Below are 25,976 nucleotides of genomic sequence, written 5' to 3'. Positions count from 1 at the left end.
TACTGACAGAAGTGAAAATTTTACTGACAAACCTGTGAGATTCTATTTATTTTTATAGAGGTCTGGGTCAAGTAGGCCTCCTTTTTTGAAATTGACTTCAAAATGTTTTGTTTTTAGAGAATAAGAGACAGGAATGCTTACCGCTACTAGGATTCCAAGAGTAAAGGTTAAAATTGATTTAGCTTTCATTTTGCTGACCTCCAGCTTTTCTATGTTTGTTAGTGAAGTAGTTGTAACCTATAAATAACAAAATTCCTAAGATAAAGCAAATGATTCCTTCTTTTAAGCCATTAGGGAAGAATTTGAGCTCTAGTTGATGTTTTCCAGCGGGAACTGCCACTTTTGTAAAACCATCTTGAGCTTTACTGACAGGGACTTTTTTACCGTCAATTTTAGCTGACCAGCCTTTGTCATAAGGGATAGTAAGGAAAATATCTCCTTTTTCTTTCTCATTATAAGTCATGCGAACACCATTTTTTATGGTTTCCGTTTTAGGGCTACGAGATTTCAAAAGCGCCATTTCTTTTTGATAAGTCTGAGTATCTAGACGCCAAAACGAAGTGGTATCAAAGGTAACTTGTGAATTTTCAGGAAAAGATAAGGTCACTTTGAGTTTCGTTTCTTTAGTAAAACTTCCCAAATTGAAGAAAGAACCAGTGTCATTTGTGCCAATATAATAACTATTAAGGGAACGAGTCATTTTTGGATTAGATACATCAGAGATTGTAATCAAAGTATTTTCAGCATTACTGTTTAGATAAGTAATATTTGGTACTGACAGATAAAGTTGGCTATTAGCGTCAGCTGTAATGCCGTAAGTGACAGATACATCGGTAGCAGTAGAGGTTTTTGGACGTGTCAGCGTCACTGAACTTCCCACACCAGTAATTTTGTCTGATGTTTCTTCACTTGTAGTGTAAAAGGGAGTAAAGAAGGTAGTCTTTGATTGAGTTAATGCATTAACTAACGCTGTTTGGTTATTGATAAAGTTACTAGCTTTCGCTTTATCAGTGAATTTGGCATCTTTAAACCCACCAGGAACAAAGACACCTAGGCCAATTGCATTTGAGTTCTGGGTCAATGTACTAAGGCTGTTGGAAGCAGGTGAAAAACCAAATTTTGGAGGTTGGGCCTGACTGATATTATACTTGATAGCAAAAATTGAATCCATAAGTATTGTATTTCCAGGATAACGTAAGTTCAAATAGGTGCTGTCAGTATGGAATCCTAGCTGACGCATGACTGAACTGGCATTACTATTACGGACAGATGAAAATTGGGAAAGTGCATTGAAATTATACTTCATCCCATCATTAGCGGTATCAGGAACAGTATTGTCTGTTCTGGCGAAAGTTGAACCGGAAAGTTCATTTACTTTATTGGCGATAGGTTCTAAAGAATTTACTTGAGTATTATAGTAGTCACGACTTGCAAAATTCCATTCTTTTTGCACGCCTTGAACTTGATAAAGGGCATTGACACCAGCCTCAACGGTCATAAAGATAAAGAGAAGAATGACAAAAAGATGATTTGAAATCCAGTTTCTGATAGAATTAATAGATAAAATCAGATAGGCAAGACCAAACAAAAAGGTTAGCATAACTTGGGAAGTCATCACGTATTTGTAATGGCCAAAGACTAAAGTTGACAGAAAGCCAAGAATTAAAAATAGGCTGATAGTCAAAATATGCCAAGTTTTGATTTCATTCCAGCGAGATAAAGTTTCAAGAGCCATAATTACGATGAGCAAGCTGAATAAAAAGGCATAACGATGTAAAAACATGTTAGGTGAATGCATTCCTTGCCATAATAAATCTAAGGCTTGAAGATAAAAGGAAGCAATTAAAAAACCAATGATTCCTAGAAAAGCGAATTTACTTCGGAGTCGAATACTTTTAGTAAAAAAGAAGATGATAGCCAGTCCTAGTGGCATCAAGCCGACATAAATCATTGGAATGGCATTGAATTGAGTGGTATCATAAGTTCCAACAAAATTTTTGGCGAAAAGATCGAATAGATGCGAGTTTTCAGTAAAAATTCCTGATAAAGTGGATAAGGCATCGGAATTATTAGACTTCAAATCCAGATACATTGGCAATAGCATGATTAAACTAGCAAATCCAGCCAAAGCAGAAGAAGCCACAAAATCAAGTACTTTTGTCCAAGACCATTTTTCATAGGTCATCCGCGCCAAGAAATAAAGCACTAAGAAAATGGCGACCATAAAGCCAAAGTAGTAATTCTGGATAAATAAAATCAGTAAACTTACAAAATAGAGCCAACGCTTTCGCTCATCCATTAAGCGGTGAAGTCCCCAAATAATCAAGGGAAGGAGAATGAATACATCAAGCCACATGGTAATTTCAAGCTGCGAAGTTAAAAAGCTCATCAGTGCAAAAGCAGTACTTATTGATAAAACAGTCAGATTAGAAAGCTTTTGATACATATTTTTGAAACTGACAAATGATGACAGACCAATTAGGCCAAATTTTATGATGGTAAATAAATACAAAGCATCTGGCATTGATTTCACATCAAAGAAAAAAGTGAACGGCATGAGAAAACTTCCCATATAATAAGCCGAAAATGCATAAAGATTAAGACCAAGTCCACTTGTAAAAGTATATAAGAAACCTTGAGAACCACCAGAATGTAAAATATTACGATAGAGAGAATGTATGGCGACATACTGATGATAAGCATCTCCAGCCAAAATTGACCGTGAACTTCCCCAATAAATCCCAGTCATTGCAAGAACGATAACCATTAAGATTAATGGAATAAAAAAACTTGCAAGAAGTGCCCATTTATTTTTCTTGATAAATTTCATAATTCTATTATACCAAAGATACAAAAATCAAACTTATATTAAGTGTATTAAAAAAACACTGATAAAACTGTCAGTATTTTTTATCTAAACGATTTCTAATTTCGTCAGCAACTTCTTCCAATGCTTCAATTCCATTAACTTGTGGGATTTTATAACCAATAAAATAAGGCGAAGTAATAAAGCGTGGAACAATTTTACAAATATATTTATCATCAAAATGATGGAAAAAGAGATTATAAGAATCACAACGCCCATTCATATAGTCTGTCATTAAATAAGAGGTGATCCCGTGAACATTGTCAGCAAGTTTTTCAACATTTTTAAGATCAGAAATAATGACATTAAATTCTACAAAACCCATAATTGGCCGAGTAGATAAAGTGACTGTCAGGCCATTTTTCTTGATTTCAACGCCTTCAAAATTTTCTTTTGCAATTTGCGCATAACCGTCAGTTTCTTCCAAGCCAACAACCTGTAAATGAGGATGGCGCAAAGTTCCGCCAGAATGAGGTCCGAAATTTTTAAACATCAAAGCTGATTGATAATTTCCAGACTGAATCATCTCATCCCAACAGTCAAAAGCAAAGGAAAAAACTTCGCGATTTTCTTCCAGACTGTAAGTAGAAATATCACCCAGATGTCCATCAGATTCAATAATTACGGTCATCATTGAATTTTTTAGCGTTGGAAATTTATTTTTTAACCAAATTTTATGGTCAGAAGTTTTTAATATACCGGTCAGGTGTTCAACATCACAAAAAGGACAAATTTTTTCTTTGGGTACAACAGTTTCATTACGTTTTTTTGTTCCAATAGCTGTATTGAAAACTAAAGGATTTTCACTATGTTTAATCATTAAAATATTATACCACTTTTTTTGACTACTTTTTTTATCAAAAGTCTAGTTTTTACTTAGGCAATGTGTTATAATATTCCAGTTACCTATTAATGTTCAGCCTTCAACTGTAACATTTACAAAAGTCAGCCTTCAACTGATATTTTGTCTAACTTGAAAAGAAAAAATTTACTGACGAAACGACTAGGATATCTATAAACGCTGAAGCGTCAAGGCCTATTCTAAGATAAAGCTGTCAGTAAGATTTTTGTCATTTCAAAATCAAAATAGAAAGAGATGGTGAAAAATTAATGGATAACACAAATACTCAACTTATGTCTGGTAAAAGTCCAGCTCAAACACGTGTCGTCGTCGGAATGTCTGGTGGTGTAGATAGCTCGGTCACAGCATTGCTTCTTAAAGAACAAGGCTATGATGTCATTGGCGTCTTCATGAAAAACTGGGATGATACTGACGAGAATGGGGTCTGTACGGCCACTGAAGACTACAAAGATGTCGCTGCAGTCGCAGACCAAATTGGTGTTCCCTATTATTCAGTAAACTTTGAAAAAGAATACTGGGACCGTGTTTTTGAATACTTCCTTGCCGAATATCGTGCTGGACGTACCCCTAATCCTGATGTCATGTGTAATAAGGAAATTAAATTTAAAGCTTTCCTAGATTATGCCATGGAACTTGGAGCAGACTATGTCGCAACAGGTCACTATGCACAAGTTCGTACTGATGAAGATGGAACTGTTCATATGTTACGTGGAGCAGACAATAATAAAGACCAAACCTATTTCTTAAGTCAATTGACCCAAGAACAACTCAAAAAAACAATGTTTCCTTTAGGTCATCTGGAAAAACCAGAAGTTCGTAGAATTGCTGAAAAAGCAGGACTTGCGACTGCCAAGAAAAAAGATTCAACAGGGATTTGCTTCATTGGTGAAAAGAATTTCAAAAAGTTCCTTGGAGAATATTTACCAGCTCAACCAGGTAAAATGATGACACTTGACGGTATCGAAATGGGAAACCACGCCGGTTTGATGTACTATACTATCGGTCAACGTGGTGGTCTTGGTATCGGTGGACAACACGGTCAATTAACAAGTGACCCATGGTTTGTTGTTGGTAAAGACTTGACTACCAATACCCTTTATGTTGGACAAGGTTTCCACCATGAACATCTTTATTCAACAAGTCTTGATGCAAGCGATTTGAGCTTTACCAGAGAAATGCCAGAAACTTTTGACCTTCACTGCACAGCGAAATTCCGTTATCGTCAAGAAGACACAGGTGTTACGATTCATGTCAATGGTGATAAAGTAACTGTTGATTTCGACGAACCTGTTCGCGCAATCACCCCTGGACAAGCAGTTGTTTTCTATGATGGAGAAGAATGCCTTGGTGGAGCAATGATTGACGTCGCTTACAAAGAACAAAAAGTGATGCAATATCAATAAAATACCGACCTGCCAAAGTTTTGACAGGTTTTTTTTGAATAAAAAAAGAAACGGTTTTCATATATTGATGATAATATTTTTGTATATAATAAAATACTTACAACTTTTTTAATATAAATCAAGAAAAATGCTTTCCCTAAGCGATTTTTTATGGTATAATGTTTTGTAAGGCTGTGTACCAGCCAAATTGTTGGAGGAATTTTTTTTACAAATGAATGAATTTGAAACACTATTAAACAGCGTTGAAGACGTTAAAGTACGTGACGTCGTTAAGGGCGAAATCCTTTCAGTTGAAAACGGGCAAGCAACTGTTGCCATCGTAGGAACTGGTGTTGAGGGTGTCCTTACACTTCGCGAGATCACTAACGATAAAGATGCTGATATCAATACATTCGTTAAACCTGGTGATGTTCTTGATTTGCTTGTCATCAAACAAATCGTCGGTAAAGAAGCTGAAGGTGCTAACGTATATCTCCTTTCATTGAAACGTCTTGAAGCTCGTAAAGCTTGGACTCAATTGGAAGGCAAAGAAGGCGAAATCGTAACAGTTAAAGTTACTAAGGACGTTAAAGGCGGACTTTCAGTAGACTATAACGGTGTTCGTGGATTTATCCCAGCATCTATGATTGATACTTACTTTGTGAAAGACACTAAGAAATTTGTCGGTGAAGAAATTGAAGCTAAAATTATCGAAGTTAACGCTTCTGAAAACCGCTTTATCCTTAGCCGTCGTGCAGTTGTTGAAGCTGAAGCAATCGAAATGCGTAAAGAAGCTTTTGCGCAACTTCAAGAAGGCGACATCGTTGAAGGTACAGTTTCACGCGTAACTAACTTCGGTGCTTTCGTTGACCTTGGTGGTATTGATGGCTTGGTTCACGTTTCTGAACTTTCACACAGCCGTATCAAACGTCCATCAGATGCAGTTAAACCTGGTGACGTTGTTAACGTTAAGATTTTGAAACTCGATCCAGAAGCTGGACGTCTTTCACTTTCGCTTAAAGCTACACAACCTGGACCATGGGAACAAGTTGAAGAAAAAGCACCAGTTGGCTCAACTGTTGAAGGAACTGTTAAACGTTTGACAGACTTCGGTGCCTTTGTTGAACTTTATCCAGGTGTTGAAGGACTTGTTCACGTTTCACAAATTTCATGGGAACGTGTTGAAAATCCAAAAGATGTTCTTAAAGTTGGTCAAGTTGTGAACGTAAAAGTTCTTGACGTGAAACCTGCTGAAGAACGTATCTCACTTTCAATCAAAGCGCTTGAAGAAGCTCCTGCTCGTCCAGCTCGTAACAACGACAACGACGGTGAAAAACGTGACCGCAAACCACGCGCACCACGTAAAGCAGCTAAACCTTCATACGATTTGCCTGAAACACAAGAAGGCTTCTCACTTGCTGATTTCCTTGGTGAAGACTTCGATATTAACGATTTGTAAGAAAAATTCAAAAATATCCTCTAAAAGACCCAGTGGGTCTTTTTTTGTCATTAAAATTAATCAAATTAACTTTAAATTGTTTAAAATATTTGCTATAATTTAATTGTTTCAAACAAATCAAATAAACCTTTATGAAATGAAGGAGTGACTAATGGAAGAGTTACAAGCACACATCCAATTAAAGAAAACTGATGCAGTAGAAGATGCAATTATTGTAGGTGATCCAGCGCGGGTAGACCAAGTGGCAAAATTTTTGACGGAATTCAGAGAATTAAAATATAACCGTGAATTTCGTTCACTTCGTGGTACCTATAAAAACAAAGAAGTCTTAGTTCTGTCTACAGGAGTTGGGGCGCCGTCAGCTGCTATTGCCATTGAAGAACTTCATAATATTGGAGTTAAGAGAATTATAAGAGTAGGCTCTGCTGGAGCTTTGCAGTTGGGGATTGGTTTAGGAAGTCCAATTATTGGAGAAGGAGCAGTGCGTGACGATGGTCTGACAAAGATGTATGTTCCAGAACAATATCCGGCAGCTCCCTCTAGTACTTTGCTAGCAAAAGCAAAAGAAATTGCACCTGAGGCCATTTATGGAATTATTCGTTCGCATGACGGTTTTTATATGGATAATAATGAGCAGACACAGGAATATTGGTCAAATTTTGGACTTATTGGTGAGGATATGGAGTCTGGAGCCTTATTTACTGTTGGACGCCTGCGAGGAATCGAAACTTTATCTATTTTAAACAACGTTGTAGCTTATAAAGAAGATTTACAAGCTGGGGTAAATGATTTAGTTTCAGGGGCTGATAGGGTCATTGAAGGTGAAAAACGAACAATTGAAATTGCTTTAGAAGTTTTAAATAAGTAATTTAAAAAGGAGAAGAAATGACAAAAGAATCATGGCTTTTTAAACAACTTTTTGCAAATTGGAAAAAGTTTGAAATCACATATATCGCTATTTTATTGTTATTACAAATCATTGTTTATATTATTGCTCCGGATTCCTTCATTGGGATGATTTCGGGTGTCTTTGGAGTGCTTTGTCTCATTTATGGAATGAAAGGACGTAAAATTAATTTTGCGTTTGGATTGATACAGACTATAGCGATGACTTTAATAGCTTATCAGACCCATTCATGGATGAGTTTTGTAATGGGAATTTTTTATATTTTATCTCAACCTGTTGGTTGGTTTTTTTGGGGACAAGATGATGCTATTCATGAATTTAAACCAAAAACTCGTCGACTGATATTTTTAGGAGCTTTTATTGCTTGGCTAATCGTTTGGGTTATTGATGCTTTTTTAAATGGCCAACTTCCTTATTTTGACTCCTTAAATCTGATTATCCCACTTATCGCGCAAGTATTATACATTTTGAAATATAAAGAAAATTGGTCACTCTGGATTGTGGTTAATACTGCTGCCGTGGTCTATTGGTCAATATTGACAATACAATTTATAATGGACGTAAATACTCAAGGCCAATTGGGAATGTATTTATCACAAGTTGCTCTGCAAGGAGCCTTACTCTTCAATGCCATCTATGCAAATCGGGTTTGGGCAAGCGGGGAAGCGGATAATGAAGGTGGTACGAAATGATTAGTCAAAATACCCTAAGGATTTAGGGTGTTTTTTTGTTCTTATTAACATCCAAAAGGAGAGCAGCTCCTACATTTTTTTGCTATAATAAACATTATGAATCAAACGATAAAAGCGAAGTTGGAGCTATTGCCTGATAGCCCTGGCTGTTATTTACATAAAGATAAAAATGGGACTATTATTTATGTCGGAAAGGCAAAGAATCTGAAAAACCGAGTGCGCTCTTATTTTCATGGTTCTCATAATACAAAGACAGAATTATTGGTTTCCGAAATTGAAGATTTGGAATGGATTGTTGTAGGTTCTAATATTGAATCTCTGGTTTTAGAAATAAATCTTATTCAACGTTACAAGCCAAAATATAATATCATGCTTAAGGATGATAAATATTATCCTTTTTTGAAAATAACAAATGAAAAATATCCTCGCCTGTTAGTTGTACGTAAAGTTCAAAAAGACGGGGCGACTTATTTTGGACCTTATCCAGATGTTAAGGCTGCTAATGAGGTTAAACGACTTTTAGACCGAATTTTTCCTTTTAGAAAATGCGGATTGCACGAGAAAAAAGTCTGCTTCTATTTTCATATCCATCAGTGTTTATGTCCGGTTGTTAATCACGTTGACCCACAAGTATATAAGGACATGACTCAGGAAGTTAAAGAATTTCTAACAGGTTCAGATAAAAAAATTGTTAAAGAACTTGAAGGAAAAATGATAAGTGCTTCAGATAATATGGAATTTGAGCAAGCTGCCGAATATCGTGATGTGATTAAGGCGATTGGAACTTTAAGAACGAAACAGCGGGTAATGAATCAGGACTTGAAAGACCGAGATGTATTTGGCTATTACGTTGATAAGGGATGGATGTGTGTTCAAGTCTTTTTCGTGCGTCAAGGGAAACTGATTCAACGAGATGTTAATCTATTTCCATATTACAATGATGCCGAAGAAGATTTCTTGACTTATATTGGTCAGTTTTATCAAGATAATAATCATATGATGCCAAGAGAGATTTTTATTCCTCAAGATATTGATAAGGATTCTGTAGAAGCAGTAGTTGCCGCTAGTCAAGAAGGAAATTTGCTGACAAAAGCGCAAGCTAAAGCAGTAGATGCTAAAGTCTTTACGGCAAAAACGCTTAAATTTTCTGACCAAAAAGATGTTGAGCAATCAATTGTCAAACTAGATAAAGAATTATCATCAGAGAAACGTTTGTCTTCACTTTTAGCTAAAACACAGATTATCCAACCAAGTCGTGGGGAGAAAAAACAATTGGTTAATATGGCGACCAAGAATGCTCAGACTCAATTACAGCTGAAATTCGATGTGGCTGAACGTGACATTTTAAAAACTACTAAAGCAGTTGAAAATTTAGGGAAAATTTTAGGAATACCAAAACCGGTTAGAATAGAGTCTTTTGATAATTCAAATATCATGGGAACTTCACCAGTGTCTGCGATGGTCGTATTTATTGATGGAAAACCGTCAAAAAAAGATTATCGGAAGTATAAAATTAAAACAGTAGTTGGAGCTGACGATTACGCCTCAATGCGCGAAGTGATGACCAGACGTTATTCGCGAGCGCTCAAAGAAGAAACTGCTCTTCCTGATTTGATTGCAATGGATGGGGGGGCAGGTCAAGTTAATATTGCTAAAGAAGTTTTGCGAGAACTTGGTTTAGCTATTCCTGTAGCGGGGATGCAAAAAAATGATAAGCACCAAACATCAGAGTTACTTTTTGGTGATCTACTAGAGGTTGTCCCCCTATCAAGACAATCTCAAGAATTCTTTTTACTGACCAGAATTCAAGATGAAGTTCACCGCTTTGCGATTACCTTTCATAGACAACTACGTGGGAAAAATACATTTTCAAGTAAGTTGGATGGAATTGTTGGATTAGGACCAAAACGGAAGCAAAAATTGCTGACAACTTTTAAAAATTTAAAAGCGATTGAAGAAGCGACGGTTGAAGAAGTTGCTGAGGCAGGAGTTCCTTATGAAGTTGCCGAGCGTGTCAAAAACACTTTGTCTGCTCCTCATAAAAGCGATGAAAATTGGGAATCCATCAAAGATAATGTTCCTCTTTTAAAAAGTGAAAAGTCATAAGCAAAAGGATTGTCAGTAAAAACTGTCAGTTCTTTTATCTTGTCAGTAAAACAAAGAAGAGTGCTTGAAGCATATCGAAAATGTAAATGGAGAATTGATGGACTGGTCTAAAAATAAAATAAAAGAATTTCAAAAAGATTTACTTTCTTGGTATGATGCTAATAAAAAACCATTACCTTGGCGACAAACGACCGAACCTTATAAAATCTGGATTTCAGAAATTATGTCGCAGCAAACGCAAGTGGAAACGGTCATCCCCTATTTTGAACGCTTCATGAACAAGTACCCTACAGTTGAATCATTAGCTCAAGCTGATGATACAGAGTTATTAAAACTTTGGGAAGGTTTGGGTTATTATTCACGAGCTCGAAACTTAAAAATTGCAGCCCAAGAGATTGTGAATGAATATAATGGAAAATTTCCAGATAATTTGAAAGAGATTCTATCCCTCAAAGGAATTGGTCCTTATACAGCAGCGGCTATTGCATCTATTTCCTTTGATTTGGCTGAACCAGCTATCGATGGAAATTTGATGCGTGTGACAAGTAGAATTTTTGAATTAGAGTGTGATATTTCAAAAAGTAGTTCACGAAAAATATTTGATGAGCATTTGCGGAAACTCATCAGTAAAAAAAGACCTGGTGATTTTAATCAAGGACTAATGGATTTAGGTTCACTTGTGTGTAGCCCAAAGAAGCCGAAATGTGAAACCTGTCCGCTGAATAAATACTGTGCGGCAGCAGCTGATGGAAAACAGTTGAACTACCCAGTAAAAACAAAAAAGCTCAAACAAAAAGAGCTGTATTATACTGCCTTCGCATTAGAGAATTCTCTAGGTGAATACTATTTGGAGAAACGACCATCGAAAGGCTTGTTAGCTGATATGTGGACATTTCCACTGACAGAATTATCATCAGTAGACTTTGAAAAAATAATTACTGACGGAGCGGTCAGTAAAAATATTATCATGCCAGAACTTCCTGAAAGTATTTCCAAAATGGAATATGTAGACAATTTTACACATGTATTTTCTCATCAAAAGTGGCATATTGTCCTTATTAAATTAAAATCAGAAGAAAGATTTGAAATTGCTGACAAATTTTTGTCAGAAGATAAAATCTGGGTTCATTATGATCCGAAAAATTTGACAGAATATAATAAAAGTTTAGGATTTTCAGATAATAAAAAAAGCCACGAGCAAATACCGCTTGCTGGCCCCCAAGTAAAAATGTTTGATATTTTGGATAGGTTGAATTTTTGAAAAAGTTGATGGGAAATAGAGTTTACTTATTATCTAAAAAAAACATTGGAAACGCTAACCAATGTTTTTTTGTACTAAGCAGAAAAATAATATGTTAAAAAAGACATCAATATCTTAGTACAAAGGGGAGTAAGGGATTCGAACCCTCGCACCGGTTTCCCGACCTAACGATTTAGCAAACCGTCCTCTTAAGCCTCTTGAGTAACTCCCCAAAACATCAAAAAAACGGTCCCGACGGGAATCGAACCCGCGATCTTCGCCGTGACAGGGCGACGTGATAACCGCTACACTACGGGACCAAAGGAGGATGTGGGATTCGAACCCACGCACGATTTTACACGCCTGACGGTTTTCAAGACCGTTCCCTTCAGCCAAACTTGGGTAATCCTCCGTAATCAATAAAACAATATTAACATTATTGAAAAATAAAGTCAAGATAAAAGTAACTTTAAAGTAGTACTTATATTAATACAATAAAGTATTAAATAAGATAGAAATATAAATAGATCTTGATTTATAAGTAAGCACAGATAAATTTAATATCAGAACTTAATTTTTTATTCTTAAGTGAATCACTAGTGAGCGCATTATCAAATCTCGTACTACCAGGACTATCAGGAATTTAAGCAGATGATTTTTGTAATTACTGTTATTATTCAGAAGGAGCTTAATCTATTGAGCGTTAGAGAAAGATTAAACAAAATAAAAAAATGATTATTCAGAAATGATTTTTGTCCATAAGAAAGGTTAATTAATTTTCCTCAAATATTCCACTCCCCCGACGATTTTCGTGATGAATTAGAATCATTCAATACTTATCTTATGTCATAATTCCTTGACATCAGTATGACATGTTTGTATAATATATAAATATCGAGTGTATTTTAGTTACTGACGTAATTAGTTATGAGTTTGAAATAAAATTAATAGATTGCTAAGAGATCATTCAATGTCCTACTAACGATTCTGTTATCAACCTTCTTTGTGAATCTAGGATAAGCTGATTACCATGAAGAAAGTGCATCCTTAGGATGAGAAAAAGGAGAAAAATTTCATGAGAATGTATTCAAAAAATATTGAAAAAGAATTAAAAAAAATCACTTGGTTATCAATCCCACAAATATTAAAAGAAACAGCGACAGTAATTATAATTTCTATTGTTCTTTTAATTTTTTTAGGTGGAATTAATTGGTTACTACAACAAAGCTTTATTCACTTAATGAGGTAAAGGAAGTTTAGAATCATCAAGTTTATAGCTTAAAATATTTTATTCTTCCAACATTGGACTAATTTTTAAACAGAAAAATTCTGATACTAAGCCTATTTCTGTTTAAGTTATCGCAAAAGAATATATTCAAAAATTGGATAATTCTTATTTAATATTTTCGAACTTATTAATAGAAAGTTTTTACAGGAGCATTTATACATGTACAGTACTTTAATTTATATGCTAATAGTTGTTAGTTTGATAATTATTATGCTTGTTTTATTGCAACCCTCTAAACAACAAGATGCTTTATCGCTTTTGTCTTCAGACCAAAGTAGTGCCCTTTTTGAAAAACAAAAACTTAGAGGATTTAGTCTTATTTTACAATATACTACAGCAGTTTTGGGAGGAGTATGGCTTATTTTGGGAATTATTTTAATGTATTTGGGTAGTCATTAAAGTTATTATATTATTAATTTAAAGATAAAAAACTTGCGGTAGGCAAGTTTTTTATCTCTTCGTAATTTAGCTTGAAATGGACAAGAGAACTAAATAGTTAATATGCCTTTGTTTTATAGATTAATAAATTAATCAGTTATTAAATAAAAGAATAGCAGAAACACTTATAAAAATTAATTTAAAGTTGTGATCTTTGTATTCGATGAACTATCTAGCAAATGTTGCTTAATTAATTTTATGCCAAATATAAAAAAACTTCAAATGGTAATTTTGAAGTTTTTTTATTTGGAAATTTCCCTATATCTATTAACCTATGTTAGTAAGAAAGAAATCTAAAATTTTAGAATGATAAGTTCTTTGGGAAAGCTGAAAAGTTCTATCAGTTGTGAAAATTTGCTTTCAAATACTTAAAAAAAGATTTCAAGTCCTACGTAAGGTTTCGCAATTATTAATATAAGTTTATCACATCTATTTTAAAAAAATTCAGTATAATTTTTATATTTTGTATATTTTGTACCCGCGATATGAAAGTTTTATCATTCAAAAAATTTAAGAGTAAAAAAAAAAAAGATTGATAAGTTTTTATTTTAAGAGTATTCAGATATTATACTTAAGCGATTTTCCAAAAATTGGAGCTATAAATAATCGATTTTTTATAAAAAAATAACGAAATTTTAGCATAATAAGTCTACGAAAAATTACAATTTTTCGTAGACATAGAGTTTTATAAGTAATCAATTATTTTCTTTATAGAATGCAATATAAAGGAAGATGTAGTGAAATAGGACATGCTTAAGAAAAAAAATAAGGAAATTTCTTTAAATAACTATTTTTTTACACATTATTAAGCCTGAACGTAATATTTTACAAAATGGTTTGCTTCATAAATACATCGGTTTTAAATAAAAAAGATAGCTATTTTTATTTAAAACCTATCTCTTATTTGCAAAAAATAAAAAATGTTTACCATAAGGTGGTTTAAAGGGTTATGAGGTTCCCTTTATTAACAAAAAATCTTAAATATATAAATAAGGAGTATTCACAAACTAAATATGAAAGTCTACAGTGTTAATAAAGGAATTGGTTATGCCTCCAGTGGTGTAGAGTATGCACAAAAGTATCGGAAAGAACTATTCGAGGATTTAGATATTGATGATAAGTATATTTTTTTAAATTACTTATCAAAGAACATTACTGTTTATTCTAATTTATTAGGGTATCAGAAAGAACAAATTATTTGGATTTATAACTTTTTAAGTCATCGTTCAGCTGAAGAGTCATCATTTACAGTGGAGAAATTTTTAGAGGAATTAGAAGAACAAGTTGAAGTGCTAACTCAAAATGAAACAAGCATTGAAATTAAGGTTTCTAATACACAGCGTTATAAAATTTGGCTTTTAGAATTAAATCTTGTTGATAGAGTAGACTATTTTGTAAATGGTTCATTAGTTAGTGTTAGTCACTATGATAAAACACTTAATAATGTTGAAGAATATCACCAGGGAAAATTAGTTAAACGAACTTTTTTTGATTTAGAAGGCAATAAAAGCTATGAACAATTTTATTCAAATAAAGAAATAACAGTCACCTTTATTGATAATCAAATTTTGTATGGGAAAATGGCTTTTTACCAGTATTTTTTCAATAAACTTGAATTACAACAAGAAGATGCGGTGATTATCGATCGACCTCTAGACGTTGTTGAAGGAATTGTTCCTTTATTAGTTCATCAAGTTAGGCTCTTTTCTGTTGTCCATGCCGAACATTATAATGAAAACCTTTCTGAAGGTGACCACATTCTTTGGAATAATAATTATGAGTATATATTTGAACATGCGGATGCTTTCGAAGCAATCATTGTTGCTACTGAGCGACAAAATCAAATTTTAAGTCAGCAGTTAAGAAAAAAAACAATGATAAAGACAATTCCAGTTGGTTACATAGAAGCCATTAATCGCAAAAGGACGTATAAGCCGTATAGTTTGATAACAGCCAGTCGATTGGCCACTGAAAAACATATCGATATATTAATCAAGGCCGTTGCTGCTGCTAGAGAAGTCCTTCCCAGACTAACTTTAGATGTATACGGTGAAGGAGCGGAACGGAATAAATTAGAAGAAATTATTCAAAAATTAGAAGCTGAGAGTTTTATTAAATTATGTGGTCATAAAGATTTGAAAAAAATATACAGTAATTATAGTGGATACGTTTCAGCATCAACATCTGAGGGATTTGGTCTATCATTGCTTGAAGCAATGGGGGAAGCTTTACCATTAATTGGTGTTGATGTTGAATATGGGAACCGTGAATTTATTGAAAATGGCAAGAATGGGATTCTATTTGAAAAAGGCGACTTAAAAGCCATGCCCGAGGTTCTTAATAAAGCGATTATCTCATTTTATGATAAAAAGTTAGATCAAGCAGGACGGGCTGTATCAAGAAAAAAAGCCAAACCATATCTTAAGCAGAATGTTACTAAAAAGTGGCAAAAATTATTAGAAAAAGAAGGAAATTCTTAATGAAAGTTAGCATTTTTGATCAATATAATGAAAATACGAAAAAATTATTGCAATCTCTAATTACAGCAGGAATAACTCGAAAAAATTTATTTGTTCACTATGATGGAGAATTACCTGTTGGCGCAATGAGTCCTTTCACATTTTTTACAAATTGTCATGAAAAGGTTGAAAGACAAGATGGACTATTTTTTGATCAAGTAGCAGTTCCCGATTGGTATGATATTCGCCATAGTGATGGGGAAAGTGCCAGCATTGAATACCTTAAAAAAGCAGTTGGGAAAATTAATTATCGAAAGAAGGGTTACCGTCTAGTAGATACGGTTGATTGGTTTTCACAAGAAAATTCTAAAGTTGTTGTGAAGAAGGATCGATATAATTTAGCGGGACACCATTATGCTTCTACTTATTTCAGTACAGTTGGCCCATATAGAACAGAATATTATGATGTGGATGGCAGAGCTGTGATAATTGAAGATTTGACTCATCGTACAATTCGATTACATCGAAATTCAATGATTCATCATTTTGAAAATCTTACACAATTTTTCCTTTATTTTCTTAAGGTGGCACAAATTAAGGTGTCTGAAAGTTATATTAATTCATTATCGTTTCCATTATTTATAAGTCGAGCATTAAATATGGGAAATAAGACAACATTATTCTGGCAAGAAAATTTAGGAAAAGATGTTCCTGGTAATATGAAGAATGAGTTAGAAAAAGCTGAAGCTTTAAATCAAATTATCTTCATGAAAGAAAATCAATTAATTCATGTCAAAAAAGACTTTCCTACAACAAAAGTCAAGTTGAATTATTTGTCAAATATCGGTGAATTCACTAGAGAAAATCATTTTAGAAAAAGTGCATTTATACTAACAAACAGTGATAATATTCATGGACTACAAGATATCCTCCAGAATTTACCAGAACTTAATATCACCGTTGCTGCTTACACAAATATGAGTACTAAATTACTTCACATGGAGGAAGAATTTAATAATATTAAATTGATTCCATCGATTAATGAAGAGAGATTAAATGTTGAACTAGAGAAGGCAGATATTTATTTAGACATTAATCACGGGATTAAAGTTGGGGATATTTTGAAACGTGCTTATCAACAACAAATGATTATTTTTTCTAATAAAGAAGTTGCACAGCAAGGAGAAAATAGTTTGATTTTTGAGGACACCCGTGAGATATGTAATCATTTATCTTATATTTTGAGTGATCGTACAAATTGGCAAAAATTACTTACGAAGATGGTTGAGAAAAATGGGCAACTCTCGACGATTCATGAGTATAAAACAATTTTAAACCTTCAATAATTTAGTTCAGATTATAGAGTTTTCATAGGAATATATTTGAGAATTGAAAGGAATGAAACTTATGCAAAAAAATTTTTTAAAAGAAAGAATTGAGTCAGGATTTGAGGAAGAAAGAGAATTATTGAATCATGAGGTGGAGAAAAAGGAAAGAATGCCAATAATACTCTACTTTAGACCGGTCTATTTTTTCATCATGATAACTGCAACGTTGGCTGCTTTAGCAAGTAGTGGATTTACAGCTCTTAAGTTTTTCATATCACAATAAAAGTTAGGACAGTATCAAAGAATGTTGAAAATGCGAAAATATCAAAGATTGGCTAAGAAAATCTATCGTGTATTACCTAGATATCGTGAGATGTCAGATGAAGCTTTAAAAGGGCAAACTGAAGTTTTTCGAAAATTACTTTCTGAAGGCAAAACTTTGGTTGAAATACTCCCTCATGCGTTTGCAGTCGTTATAGAGGCAAATAAACGTGTTCTTGGTTTAGAGCCTTACTATGTCCAAGTATTAGGTGGACTTGCACTCTTTTTTGGAAATATTGCTGAAATTAAAACAGGCGAAGGTAAGACTCTTGTAGCAACAATGCCTTTATACGCTCGAGCATTGGAGGGGGAAAAAGGAAACTATCTTATAACCTCCAATGAATATTTAGCCGAACGTGATGGTCAAGAGATGGGACAAGTTTTTCAATGGTTGAATATGAGCGTTGGAATTGGTGCTGGTATTGAAGAGCAAGATTTTGAAGCAAAAAAACGTCTCTATACTTCTGATATTATCTATACAACGCATTCAAAGTTAGGATTTGATTATTTATTTGATAACTTAGGTTCTGAGTTAGCAGAACAAGTGGTATCTAAATTTAATTTTGCAATTGTTGATGAAATTGATGCCGTATTATTAGATGGCGCACAAACTGCACTAGTTATTTCTGGAAGTCCAAAAGTTCAATCTGATTATTATCAGATTTGCGATTGGTTTGTAAAGAGTTTAGGTGATGAAGATTACGAATATAGTGATGATAGACGTGGAGTTTGGATTTCTCAAGTTGGTTTAGAAAAATTGAAACAGTATTTTGATATTGAAGATGTTTTTAGTAAACAATATATTGACTTCTATCGACATATTGTTTTGGCACTTCAAGCAAACTATTTGAAGAAAAAAGGGAAAGATTATGTCGTTATCGATGGGAAGGTCTTATTATTAGATCTCGTCAATGGTCGAACGATGCCAGGGGTTAAACTACAAGGTGGGATTCATCAAGCTATTGAGAGTAAAGAAGGCGTTGAAATTAGTAATGAAACAAAATCTTTAGGAGCTATAAGTTATCAAAGCTTATTTAAAAAATTTAAAAGATTATCAGGAATGACTGGAACAGCCAAAACAGATGAGAAAGAGTTTATGGAAACCTATCATTTACGAGTAGTTGAAATCCCAACTAATCTTCCAATAAAGCGTGATGATAAACCAGATAAGATTTATGTAACTAATCAAACAAAGATTGAAGAGTCAATAAAAGCGGTCAAAAAAGGAATTGATGAAAATAGACCGATTTTAATCGAAACAGGATCAGTTTCAATGTCAGATTTATATTCTTTGGTTTTATTAGAAAATAAAATTCCACATAATCTCTTAAATGCTCGGACAGCGGTACGTGAGAAACAAATTGTTAATGATGCAGGACGTCCGAGAACAGTAACTTTGGCTACTTCTATGGCTGGCCGTGGGACAGATATTAAGCTTACAACAGAAGCAAGGAATAATGGTGGTCTGAAAGTAATCGGAACTGAGAGGCTGAATAATAAGCGAATTGATAATCAGCTAAGAGGACGAGCAGGGAGGCAAGGAGAACCTGGGGAGGCAGCATTCTTTGTTTCACTCGAAGATAAAGTGATTATTGAGAACTCGCCTCGTTGGGTTCGTAAAGCAAGAGCGAATTTTTTAAATAAAATTTCACAGGGTAGGCGAGCAGCAAGCGATAAAATTCACAGCTATCGCTTATCTAAAACTATGGATAAAGCTCAGAAAAAATTAGGAAATTCAGAAATGAAAGCACGTAAAAATACGTTAGCATTTGACACAATTTTGAGTGACCAGAGGAATCGGATTTATGTAGCACGAAATAAAGTAATGTCAGAAGATGAGAGATATTTTGAAAAAATTATTTCTATGTCTGTTCAACAAGTAATTACAAACTTTGTAAATAACGTCGAAGAACTGTCGGTACAGACGGTGTCAGATTTTATTTTCAATAATATGAAGAGCGATTATCCTTTAAAAAAAATCGAGGAGTAGATTGATCAAATGAATCATCCAAGAGTAATTCATGAATTCTTATTCAAACTTGCAAATAATTTAGTTGCTCAATCCTTTAATCGTTTCAAAGATTCAGGGCAATTACGATATTTTAAAAAAGTAGTAATTTTAAGAGCAATTGATAGCGCCTGGATAGATCAGTTAGATTATTTACAACAATTAAAAAGTTTAGTTGATGGACGTACCATGGCACAACACAAACCACTCAATGAGTTTGGAAAGGAAGCACGTCGTCGTTTTTTTGAAATGGAAGATGAAATTTTTATAGCTATCTTTAGAAGTATTTCACTATCAGAATTAAAGGTGCAAGTAGATGGCTCAATTGATATTGAATTTCCTTAGATAAGAGACGGAGAATTATTTATATGAAGAAATATAATGAATTAATCAAAAAAGCTATCTTTACCCTTGCAGTAATATTGTTCTTTTATATTGCTCAAGGGATACCAGTTCCAGGTTACTCGATTAATTTTAGACTACCAGAGGGAACAATTTCTCTTGAAAGAATGTTGTCATTAACAACTGGTGGAGTGCTATCAAGTCCAACATTGCTTGCTTTAGGGATTGGTCCTTATATGACGGTTTCGATATTAATGTCAGTGACTTTATTTGCGAATCGGGATTTATCAGCACAGCTTTCTCTTGAGGAACGGGGACGATTAGAGATCGTTGGTATATTTTTTATGTCTATCCTACAGGCTATTCCTTTAGCGTTTAACCTCAGAAGTGCAGTTACTTCCAAAATTAGTTTCCTATCTACGTTTCATATCTTTCTTTTTACTATCCTATGTTTTGTGGTAGGAGCATTACTTGTTTCGTGGTTGGCAAGTTTGAATGTTATTTACGGATTAGGGGGACCTTTTATTTTACTATTACCAGGGATTATAAAAGGTCTTGCGGGAGGTTTAGGTGCTAACTATAACAGTGTTCTCACTCATTTTGATAGACTTGTTATTTTTTTAATCATCAGTGTATTATTTGTTGCCATAACAGTAGCCATTTATCTTGCTGAATATCGTTTTGATATTCAGCGAATAGGTCTTGATAAACATTCTAAAGAGTCCTATATTGCCTTTCGTCTATTGATTGCAGGATCAATGCCATTAATGTTTGCAACTACGTTAACCTTTTTTCCTTACTATGTAATGAAGTTGTTTAACATAAAAAATGAGGCGATATTATCAATATTTAATATTTCAAATTTAAGCGGTATTTTGGTGTACGGAATTATTTTATATTTGCTAGGTATTTTATTTTCTTTTATTAATATCATGCCAGACCAAATTGCTAAAAATTTAAAAGAATCTGGTGATTATATTTTAGGAATTACTCCGGGAGAAGATACAAAAAGGTATATTTCAAAACGCGTTTGGGGAATTGCATTAATTGGAAATTTATTTCTTCCAGTGATTGTAACAGTACCACTATTGGTAGGCTTTTTAACAAATCATCAATCAATTTCTAATATGTCGAACTACTTCGTAATGTTTTTTGTTTTGGTGGTGATTTATGATAACTTGCAACAGGATATAAGATTTCTGCTTTATAAAAATAACTATGACTTATTTGGCACAAATCGGAGGAATTTTGGATGATTTATTTTTTAACAGACTGGCAAGGAGAAGAACAGCTTGAATTAGATGCAATATTTAATGTGACTAAAACATTTAATATAAGTGAGGTAGAGACAAAAATTATTAATACAAAATTATTGCCATTTTCAAGTTATTTTGCAAATAGTTTTGAGTTTTATAATCCGAATAAGATTATTAACTTATTAGATACGGTAGCTCACCAAGTTGCAGCAACCCATGCTCCACTTAATTTGAGTGATTTACACTTTCCTCAAAACTGGGAAAAAACGTTCACACGAACAAATGTTTTGTTATCTGAAAATGGTGTTATCAAAGGTGAAGTTTTCTTTAATAAGTTTGGTTTTGTATCGGAAGTCCACTATCCTTCTCAGTTAGGGAATGAAATTCATGTCTACTCCGAAAAAGGACATATTTTAAGTAAACAAAAAATTTCATCATCAGGAGAACAGATTGAAAATCAAGTTTTTGATGAGGGAGGGAAACTAATCTTTACAGATTGGAGTGATTATGTATTTATTGGTGAAACTTACAAAAATTATTTCGCAAGAGAGACTTATGCTACTTTTAAAGATTTGTTTATAGAGTTATTGAACACTACCTTAACAAACTTTAATTCTGTTGAGGATCGGATTATTGTTGATGGGACTAGCAGTTGGTTGATGGATATAGTGGAAGGTTTCTCTTTTCCTGAGACAGCTCTCTATGTTTTTTCTGGTGAATTAGGGCAGTGCATAGATCAAATTGATAAACATCGGACTCTTATTGAAAAGGGGAAGAGGATTATTACTGATAATCACTCTCTTCAAAAGAGAATTGAAAACGATCTTGTTTATCAATCTTTAAAAAATGTTACACGATATATGCCTCTTTATCCCACCACATTAACATTAGGGAAAAGTAACACCTATTTAGAACAATCCATTTATTGGCAAATTAATCACTTTGATGTTCAAAGTGAGAAAATATTACTAGATTTCCTACGATTGAAACTTGAAATTAATGATTTATATTTAATAATTGACATGCAAAACAATGCGGACCAAGTAAAAGTACAAAGAACTATTGAATCTTTTATTAGTCAAAATTTAGGGGTTGATACAATATCTTCTGATTATCTACTAGTGAAACAATATTATGAAGCGCTAGAAAAGGAAGAAATGACGCCTGAATTGGATAATTTATTTAGTATTGCAAAAGAAGAACAAAATTTGGAATTTAGTAAAGCCCTCGAAGCATACGCCTTCTTTACATGTATCACATTTAGAAATTTCCCAAGTGTTCAAGAATTAAGACAGGATTTCACTAAAATGAGAATTTTTATTGATTATCGAGATGAAAATCAGTTTCATAGTCACTCTTTAGCGCTTAGCGCAGGGATACCAATTCTTTCAAAAAAGGCCTCACCTTATCTAAACAAAGAGAAGAATGGAGTAGTTTTTCAAAATAATGAACAGTTGATTAGGGCTACTGACAGCTATTTGAGTAATACAGATAAATGGAATCAAAATTTAGTGGAAAGTGTTGATATCATACAAAAGTATAGTATGGATGGATTAATAATCGAATGGAAGGAGTACTTAAAGTGAAGGAAAAATTAAAATTTCTTTTTCATCTTGGCGGTGATAAACTAGCAAGTACTGAAGCAATAACTGAGGATTATAATTACCAACATCTTGAAATTACTGATCACTTGATGCAAGATTTGATGGAGATTCAGCCAATGACTCCTGATCAAATCAATAATTCAACTAGTTTGTTTATTCTAAGTCACGAGGCCATGAGTCACCTCAGTCAAATTGATCTCTCAAAGTTGCCAAGTCATCAAATTTTCTATGAAGATCTTTATGGAGCGAGTGACGCTGACCTGAGAGTTTTGCTGATTAAAGGGGCACAACAAATTGATTTATCAGATAATGGTGAAGCGTTTTTTGAATTTATTAAGAAAAATTATGTTAATCCCTGGGGAACCAGTATTGACAATAGTATGGTTGAAATAAATGAAAATTTTGAAGGATCGGTAACTAAAAAAGGTTCTGCATTGTATATTCTTGATGGAGATTTTGGTTCTGATTATCAACAAGTTATGTTGTGGAAAAATAAATGGGGAGCTTCAGGACGTGTCAATTTTTATCCTGAAATGAGTTCTCTAGGACAAGTTTCTTACTTTTGGCGTATTTATTACAGAAATAATGGAAATAGTCAAAAAGTTCAATATGTGGATATTTATCCAGAGCAAATTAAAGATGGGCAGGTTTATTTTAACTTAGGATTTTCTGAGTTTCCAGTCAACTTTGGATTATTTGTTAAAGGATATGGGAGAGTCCAAATTGGTAGTCTCCATATAAGATATGGTTTAGAGGGAGATAACTTCTTAGCCATGGGGGGCAGACGTATAGTGCAACCGAATCATATGGGAGAAGAACTGGGCTATTATTTTAATGCTGGTGATTTAAAACCACCCCTCAATGTTTATTTTTCGGGTTTTAGACCTTCAGAAGGTTATGAAGGGCGTTGGATGATGGGAAGTTTAGGTTCTCCTTTTATTTTGGTTTATGATCCTCGTTTAGTAGGGGGTTCTTTTTACCGGGGGCCAGGATTAGAGGAAGAATTAATTAAGGTTATTCAGGAGAAACTACAATTACTAGGTTTTTCAAAGAATGAATTAATTTTGTCGGGTTTGTCAATGGGAACCTATGCTGCTTTATACTATGGTTCACAATTAGAACCACATGCGGTTATTGTAGGGAAACCTTTAGCAAATATTGGTGGTTTAGCAGTAAATTCAAGAATGTTTGCCCCATATGGTTGGGATTTAGCAATGGATACGATCATACACTTAACAGGAGAGTTGACTCATGAAAGTGCTGAGGCATTGGATGAAGAATTTTGGGGGAAATTTGAATCTGCAAATTTTTCTGAAACAGCTTTTTTTATTGTTCATATGTTACAGGACACAGATAAGCCGTTTAAGAGAATTTTTGATTATTTAAAGAAGGCTTATCCAACAGCTAAGATCTTACACAAGGGACTGGAGGGGCGACACAACGATAATACTCGTGGTGTGACAGGCTGGTTTTATAAACAATATCAGCAAATGTTAATTTCGGATTTTAATAGGGCTTTGGTCATCGAAGAAGAGGACAAAGAAGTAGATTTGAGAGGTGAGGATGGTGAGTGAGTTGTTTATTGTACGTTGGCCTCAAAATATATCAGCTGTATATGTTAGAGGGGCAACAATTCGCTATTCTAAAAACCAGTCAGTGTATTATGCAAATGAGGTACTCTCACCAGGTCAAGTGATTTGTACATGGAATTCTGAATCGGATTATGTATTAAGTGGTAGTGCTCCATCACTTCCTTTGCTACAAGTGGGCAGACATTATGAGTTAAGTTTTAAATTAAAAGCTGATAATGATTTGCCTGTTCAAATACAAATTAAATTTTTGGATACTCAAAAAGAAATTATAAATTCTTATAGTAGCACTGAAACTTGCTTTAACTTTGAGGTTCCTAAAGGGACTGTTTCTTATGAAATTAATTTAATTAATTTGAAACACCGCTGGTTATTATTTGATTTCTTATCAATTAGTGAATCCGGAGAAGAGAAGATTATTGAGAAACACTTCCGGAAACATTATGATTGGGTTCATGTCAAACAGGCGAAACTCCCACAAAATAAAGCAGCTCATTTGATAGTGAATAGGGGACCCAGAAGTATTGTACCAGTTTCATTAAAACAAAATATAGATTATGAACAAATTTTTGTTTATACTGATGGAAAAAATATAGAAAAGTTAATAACTGACTTAGATACTGCTTTTCAAGTTCATAATGATTATGAATTAACAATTGAGGCAGGAATAGAGTTTTATTCAATACCAAAAGAGATCATCAAAAAAATAGAGATGAGTCTAATATCAAAAAAAATAACTAGGAGGCAGACAAAAAATGACCAATTGGATTACTGAAGTTGAGGATAATGACTACGTTTCACGACGTGCGTCAGGAATTATTGCTAATAAAATGGCAGCGCAATCGATTAGTGATGTTGGATTTCGTAAATTACACTATCCAAGAATATACTCAGCAAAATTGCGTGAAGTTGGAAAAGAAGCAAGACAGGAATATCTGGAAGCGTTACTAAACTGTGTATTACCCGGTGATACAGTCATTGTGCAGTACCCCTTATGGACAAATAACACAGAATTTGAATTAGAGTTTATCAACTATTTGAAATCAGAGCGTCAGGCAAAGATTGTAGCGCTGGTTTGGGATATCGTTTCGTGGCTTCAAGATAATAGGGAGAGAGATTACACAGGGGATGCTTCTTTGTGGATGCTTAATAAATACGATCTCGTCATTTCAGCAAATCCCAAAATGGCAAAAAGGTTACAAAAAGAGGGAGGGGTCACTTCTCCAATGATCCCCATGTATTTATCTGACTTTGTTTACAGTGGACCATTAGCTCAAAAGCACTTCAAAAAAGAAATTTATTATGTTGCAACTGGTATCGACCCGGCAATGATCGAAGAGTATCCTTCGAATCTGCCCATTAATTTTATTGGTCCAAATAATATGGTGAAAGATTTTCCTGATTATGTTCGTTTATTGGGTCCCATGGATAGTAATGATATTCCTCATCAATTAGATGGAGGATTTGGATTATTGTATTATCCACAAAATGGTGGTTACAAAGGAATGCACAGATATGGGGAGTTCAACAACCCAATGAAGTTATCTTTATATTTAGCTTCAGGACTGCCAGTTATTACACTTTCAAATACGGCTCATGCAAAGTGGATCAAGGAACGTGGAGTTGGTCTTGTCATTGACAAATTATCAGATCTTGATCAGGCGATTAATGCAGTGAGTGAGGAAGACTACTACAAAATGCTTGAAAATATCAAACCTTGGCAACGAGCAGTTTCGACAGGATTTTTTGCCAAAGGAGCAGCGGTAGAAGCAGTTCGTTTTGTCAATCTTGGATTTAAAGATTATTTAATTACTCAGGAGGAAAAATAA

The 25,976-nt window shown here is 33.9% G+C and carries 19 protein-coding genes, 3 tRNA genes and 1 pseudogene; 17 read left to right on the top strand and 6 right to left on the bottom strand.

The features are described from left to right. Positions 1-42 precede the first annotated feature (42 nt). From RSC39_RS02555 to RSC39_RS02545, 3 genes are all read right to left on the bottom strand, one after another. Entirely contained in the window at positions 43-189 is a 147-nt protein-coding gene (locus tag RSC39_RS02555) for a hypothetical protein (RefSeq protein WP_011675788.1), read from the bottom strand. Further along, entirely contained in the window at positions 179-2,830 is a 2,652-nt protein-coding gene (locus RSC39_RS02550; protein WP_332534883.1) for a YfhO family protein, read from the bottom strand. Before RSC39_RS02550 ends, RSC39_RS02555 begins: the two co-directional genes overlap by 11 nt. 70 nt (positions 2,831-2,900) lie before the next feature. Beyond that, complete coding sequence (locus RSC39_RS02545; protein ID WP_332534881.1) at positions 2,901-3,686, bottom strand: DUF4931 domain-containing protein; 786 nt, start codon at positions 3,684-3,686, stop codon at positions 2,901-2,903. Positions 3,687-4,000: 314 nt separating this feature from the next. On the opposite strand from RSC39_RS02545, the gene mnmA reads away from it, so the two are divergent. From mnmA to mutY, 6 genes are all read left to right on the top strand, one after another. Next, a complete protein-coding gene (gene mnmA, locus RSC39_RS02540; RefSeq protein ID WP_332535137.1) occupies positions 4,001-5,131 on the top strand; it encodes a tRNA 2-thiouridine(34) synthase MnmA in 1,131 nt (376 codons plus the stop codon). 211 nt (positions 5,132-5,342) lie between these two features. Next, on the top strand, positions 5,343-6,569 hold the full coding sequence (gene rpsA, locus RSC39_RS02535; RefSeq protein WP_003132594.1) for a 30S ribosomal protein S1: 1,227 nt from the start codon (positions 5,343-5,345) through the stop codon (positions 6,567-6,569). A 151-nt stretch (positions 6,570-6,720) separates the two neighbouring features. Beyond that, positions 6,721-7,437 carry a nucleoside phosphorylase gene (locus RSC39_RS02530; RefSeq protein WP_063281605.1) on the top strand — a complete coding sequence of 239 codons (717 nt, stop codon included), beginning with the start codon at positions 6,721-6,723 and terminating at the stop codon, positions 7,435-7,437. A 17-nt stretch (positions 7,438-7,454) separates the two neighbouring features. Further along, positions 7,455-8,168 carry a nicotinamide riboside transporter PnuC gene (pnuC, locus tag RSC39_RS02525; RefSeq protein WP_021036969.1) on the top strand — a complete coding sequence of 238 codons (714 nt, stop codon included), beginning with the start codon at positions 7,455-7,457 and terminating at the stop codon, positions 8,166-8,168. A 96-nt stretch (positions 8,169-8,264) separates the two neighbouring features. Beyond that, positions 8,265-10,274: an excinuclease ABC subunit UvrC gene (uvrC, locus tag RSC39_RS02520; protein ID WP_332534877.1), complete on the top strand. Its 2,010-nt coding sequence runs from the start codon at positions 8,265-8,267 to the stop codon at positions 10,272-10,274. 97 nt (positions 10,275-10,371) lie between these two features. Continuing rightward, positions 10,372-11,535, top strand: a complete 1,164-nt coding sequence (gene mutY / locus RSC39_RS02515) for an A/G-specific adenine glycosylase (RefSeq protein ID WP_332534875.1) — start codon at positions 10,372-10,374, stop codon at positions 11,533-11,535. Between the two features lie 123 nt (positions 11,536-11,658). Here mutY and RSC39_RS02510 read toward each other — a convergent pair. From RSC39_RS02510 to RSC39_RS02500, 3 genes are all read right to left on the bottom strand, one after another. After that, positions 11,659-11,746 (bottom strand) — tRNA-Ser (locus RSC39_RS02510). A 15-nt stretch (positions 11,747-11,761) separates the two neighbouring features. Continuing rightward, positions 11,762-11,834, bottom strand: a tRNA-Asp gene (locus tag RSC39_RS02505). 2 nt (positions 11,835-11,836) lie between these two features. Further along, a tRNA-Ser gene (locus RSC39_RS02500) sits at positions 11,837-11,926 on the bottom strand. Between the two features lie 663 nt (positions 11,927-12,589). On the opposite strand from RSC39_RS02500, the gene secE reads away from it, so the two are divergent. From secE to RSC39_RS02445, 11 genes and pseudogenes are all read left to right on the top strand, one after another. After that, positions 12,590-12,763, top strand: a complete 174-nt coding sequence (gene secE, locus RSC39_RS02495; RefSeq protein ID WP_063281017.1) for a preprotein translocase subunit SecE — start codon at positions 12,590-12,592, stop codon at positions 12,761-12,763. Between the two features lie 198 nt (positions 12,764-12,961). Next, complete coding sequence (secG, locus tag RSC39_RS02490) at positions 12,962-13,201, top strand: preprotein translocase subunit SecG (protein ID WP_063281016.1); 240 nt, start codon at positions 12,962-12,964, stop codon at positions 13,199-13,201. Between the two features lie 1,052 nt (positions 13,202-14,253). After that, positions 14,254-15,720 (top strand): glycosyltransferase, encoded by a 1,467-nt coding sequence (locus RSC39_RS02485; RefSeq protein ID WP_332534871.1) that lies wholly within the window; start codon positions 14,254-14,256, stop codon positions 15,718-15,720. Continuing rightward, positions 15,720-17,045, top strand: a complete 1,326-nt coding sequence (locus RSC39_RS02480) for a hypothetical protein (protein ID WP_063281014.1) — start codon at positions 15,720-15,722, stop codon at positions 17,043-17,045. Before RSC39_RS02485 ends, RSC39_RS02480 begins: the two co-directional genes overlap by 1 nt. A 52-nt stretch (positions 17,046-17,097) precedes the next feature. Continuing rightward, a complete protein-coding gene (locus tag RSC39_RS02475; protein ID WP_155723343.1) occupies positions 17,098-17,310 on the top strand; it encodes a hypothetical protein in 213 nt (70 codons plus the stop codon). Positions 17,311-17,331: 21 nt separating this feature from the next. Next, positions 17,332-19,701, top strand: a pseudogene (gene secA / locus RSC39_RS02470) (preprotein translocase subunit SecA). Between the two features lie 23 nt (positions 19,702-19,724). Further along, positions 19,725-20,954, top strand: coding sequence for a preprotein translocase subunit SecY (locus tag RSC39_RS02465; protein ID WP_332534868.1), 1,230 nt, complete (start codon positions 19,725-19,727; stop codon positions 20,952-20,954). Next, positions 20,951-22,540, top strand: coding sequence for an accessory Sec system glycosyltransferase Asp1 (asp1, locus tag RSC39_RS02460; protein ID WP_063281011.1), 1,590 nt, complete (start codon positions 20,951-20,953; stop codon positions 22,538-22,540). Before RSC39_RS02465 ends, asp1 begins: the two co-directional genes overlap by 4 nt. After that, positions 22,519-24,132 (top strand): accessory Sec system protein Asp2, encoded by a 1,614-nt coding sequence (gene asp2, locus RSC39_RS02455; protein ID WP_332534865.1) that lies wholly within the window; start codon positions 22,519-22,521, stop codon positions 24,130-24,132. Before asp1 ends, asp2 begins: the two co-directional genes overlap by 22 nt. 1 nt (position 24,133) lies before the next feature. Then, complete coding sequence (gene asp3, locus RSC39_RS02450; protein ID WP_196756653.1) at positions 24,134-24,922, top strand: accessory Sec system protein Asp3; 789 nt, start codon at positions 24,134-24,136, stop codon at positions 24,920-24,922. After that, positions 24,903-25,976 carry a beta-1,6-galactofuranosyltransferase gene (locus tag RSC39_RS02445; RefSeq protein ID WP_332534862.1) on the top strand — a complete coding sequence of 358 codons (1,074 nt, stop codon included), beginning with the start codon at positions 24,903-24,905 and terminating at the stop codon, positions 25,974-25,976. Before asp3 ends, RSC39_RS02445 begins: the two co-directional genes overlap by 20 nt.

The sequence above is a fragment of the Lactococcus sp. genome, from assembly GCF_036648155.1.
Taxonomy (GTDB): Bacteria; Bacillota; Bacilli; order Lactobacillales; family Streptococcaceae; genus Lactococcus; species Lactococcus cremoris.
Note: the sequence above shows the minus strand (reverse complement) of the source record. Positions and strands in the feature narration are given on the sequence as shown.

Excerpts from the sequence above, each read along its gene's own strand:
- secE (WP_063281017.1), top strand. The coding sequence starts at position 12,590 with ATGAGAATGTATTCAAAAAATATTGAAAAAGAATTAAAAAAAATCACT.
- RSC39_RS02550 (WP_332534883.1), bottom strand. The coding sequence starts at position 2,830 with ATGAAATTTATCAAGAAAAATAAATGGGCACTTCTTGCAAGTTTTTTT.
- pnuC (WP_021036969.1), top strand. The coding sequence starts at position 7,455 with ATGACAAAAGAATCATGGCTTTTTAAACAACTTTTTGCAAATTGGAAA.
- RSC39_RS02475 (WP_155723343.1), top strand. The coding sequence starts at position 17,098 with ATGAAACTTATGCAAAAAAATTTTTTAAAAGAAAGAATTGAGTCAGGA.
- uvrC (WP_332534877.1), top strand. The coding sequence starts at position 8,265 with ATGAATCAAACGATAAAAGCGAAGTTGGAGCTATTGCCTGATAGCCCT.
- RSC39_RS02465 (WP_332534868.1), top strand. The coding sequence starts at position 19,725 with ATGAAGAAATATAATGAATTAATCAAAAAAGCTATCTTTACCCTTGCA.
- RSC39_RS02485 (WP_332534871.1), top strand. The coding sequence starts at position 14,254 with ATGAAAGTCTACAGTGTTAATAAAGGAATTGGTTATGCCTCCAGTGGT.
- asp1 (WP_063281011.1), top strand. The coding sequence starts at position 20,951 with ATGATTTATTTTTTAACAGACTGGCAAGGAGAAGAACAGCTTGAATTA.
- rpsA (WP_003132594.1), top strand. The coding sequence starts at position 5,343 with ATGAATGAATTTGAAACACTATTAAACAGCGTTGAAGACGTTAAAGTA.
- mnmA (WP_332535137.1), top strand. The coding sequence starts at position 4,001 with ATGTCTGGTAAAAGTCCAGCTCAAACACGTGTCGTCGTCGGAATGTCT.
- secG (WP_063281016.1), top strand. The coding sequence starts at position 12,962 with ATGTACAGTACTTTAATTTATATGCTAATAGTTGTTAGTTTGATAATT.
- RSC39_RS02530 (WP_063281605.1), top strand. The coding sequence starts at position 6,721 with ATGGAAGAGTTACAAGCACACATCCAATTAAAGAAAACTGATGCAGTA.
- RSC39_RS02545 (WP_332534881.1), bottom strand. The coding sequence starts at position 3,686 with ATGATTAAACATAGTGAAAATCCTTTAGTTTTCAATACAGCTATTGGA.
- asp2 (WP_332534865.1), top strand. The coding sequence starts at position 22,519 with ATGGAAGGAGTACTTAAAGTGAAGGAAAAATTAAAATTTCTTTTTCAT.
- RSC39_RS02555 (WP_011675788.1), bottom strand. The coding sequence starts at position 189 with ATGAAAGCTAAATCAATTTTAACCTTTACTCTTGGAATCCTAGTAGCG.
- mutY (WP_332534875.1), top strand. The coding sequence starts at position 10,372 with ATGGACTGGTCTAAAAATAAAATAAAAGAATTTCAAAAAGATTTACTT.
- RSC39_RS02445 (WP_332534862.1), top strand. The coding sequence starts at position 24,903 with ATGACCAATTGGATTACTGAAGTTGAGGATAATGACTACGTTTCACGA.
- RSC39_RS02480 (WP_063281014.1), top strand. The coding sequence starts at position 15,720 with ATGAAAGTTAGCATTTTTGATCAATATAATGAAAATACGAAAAAATTA.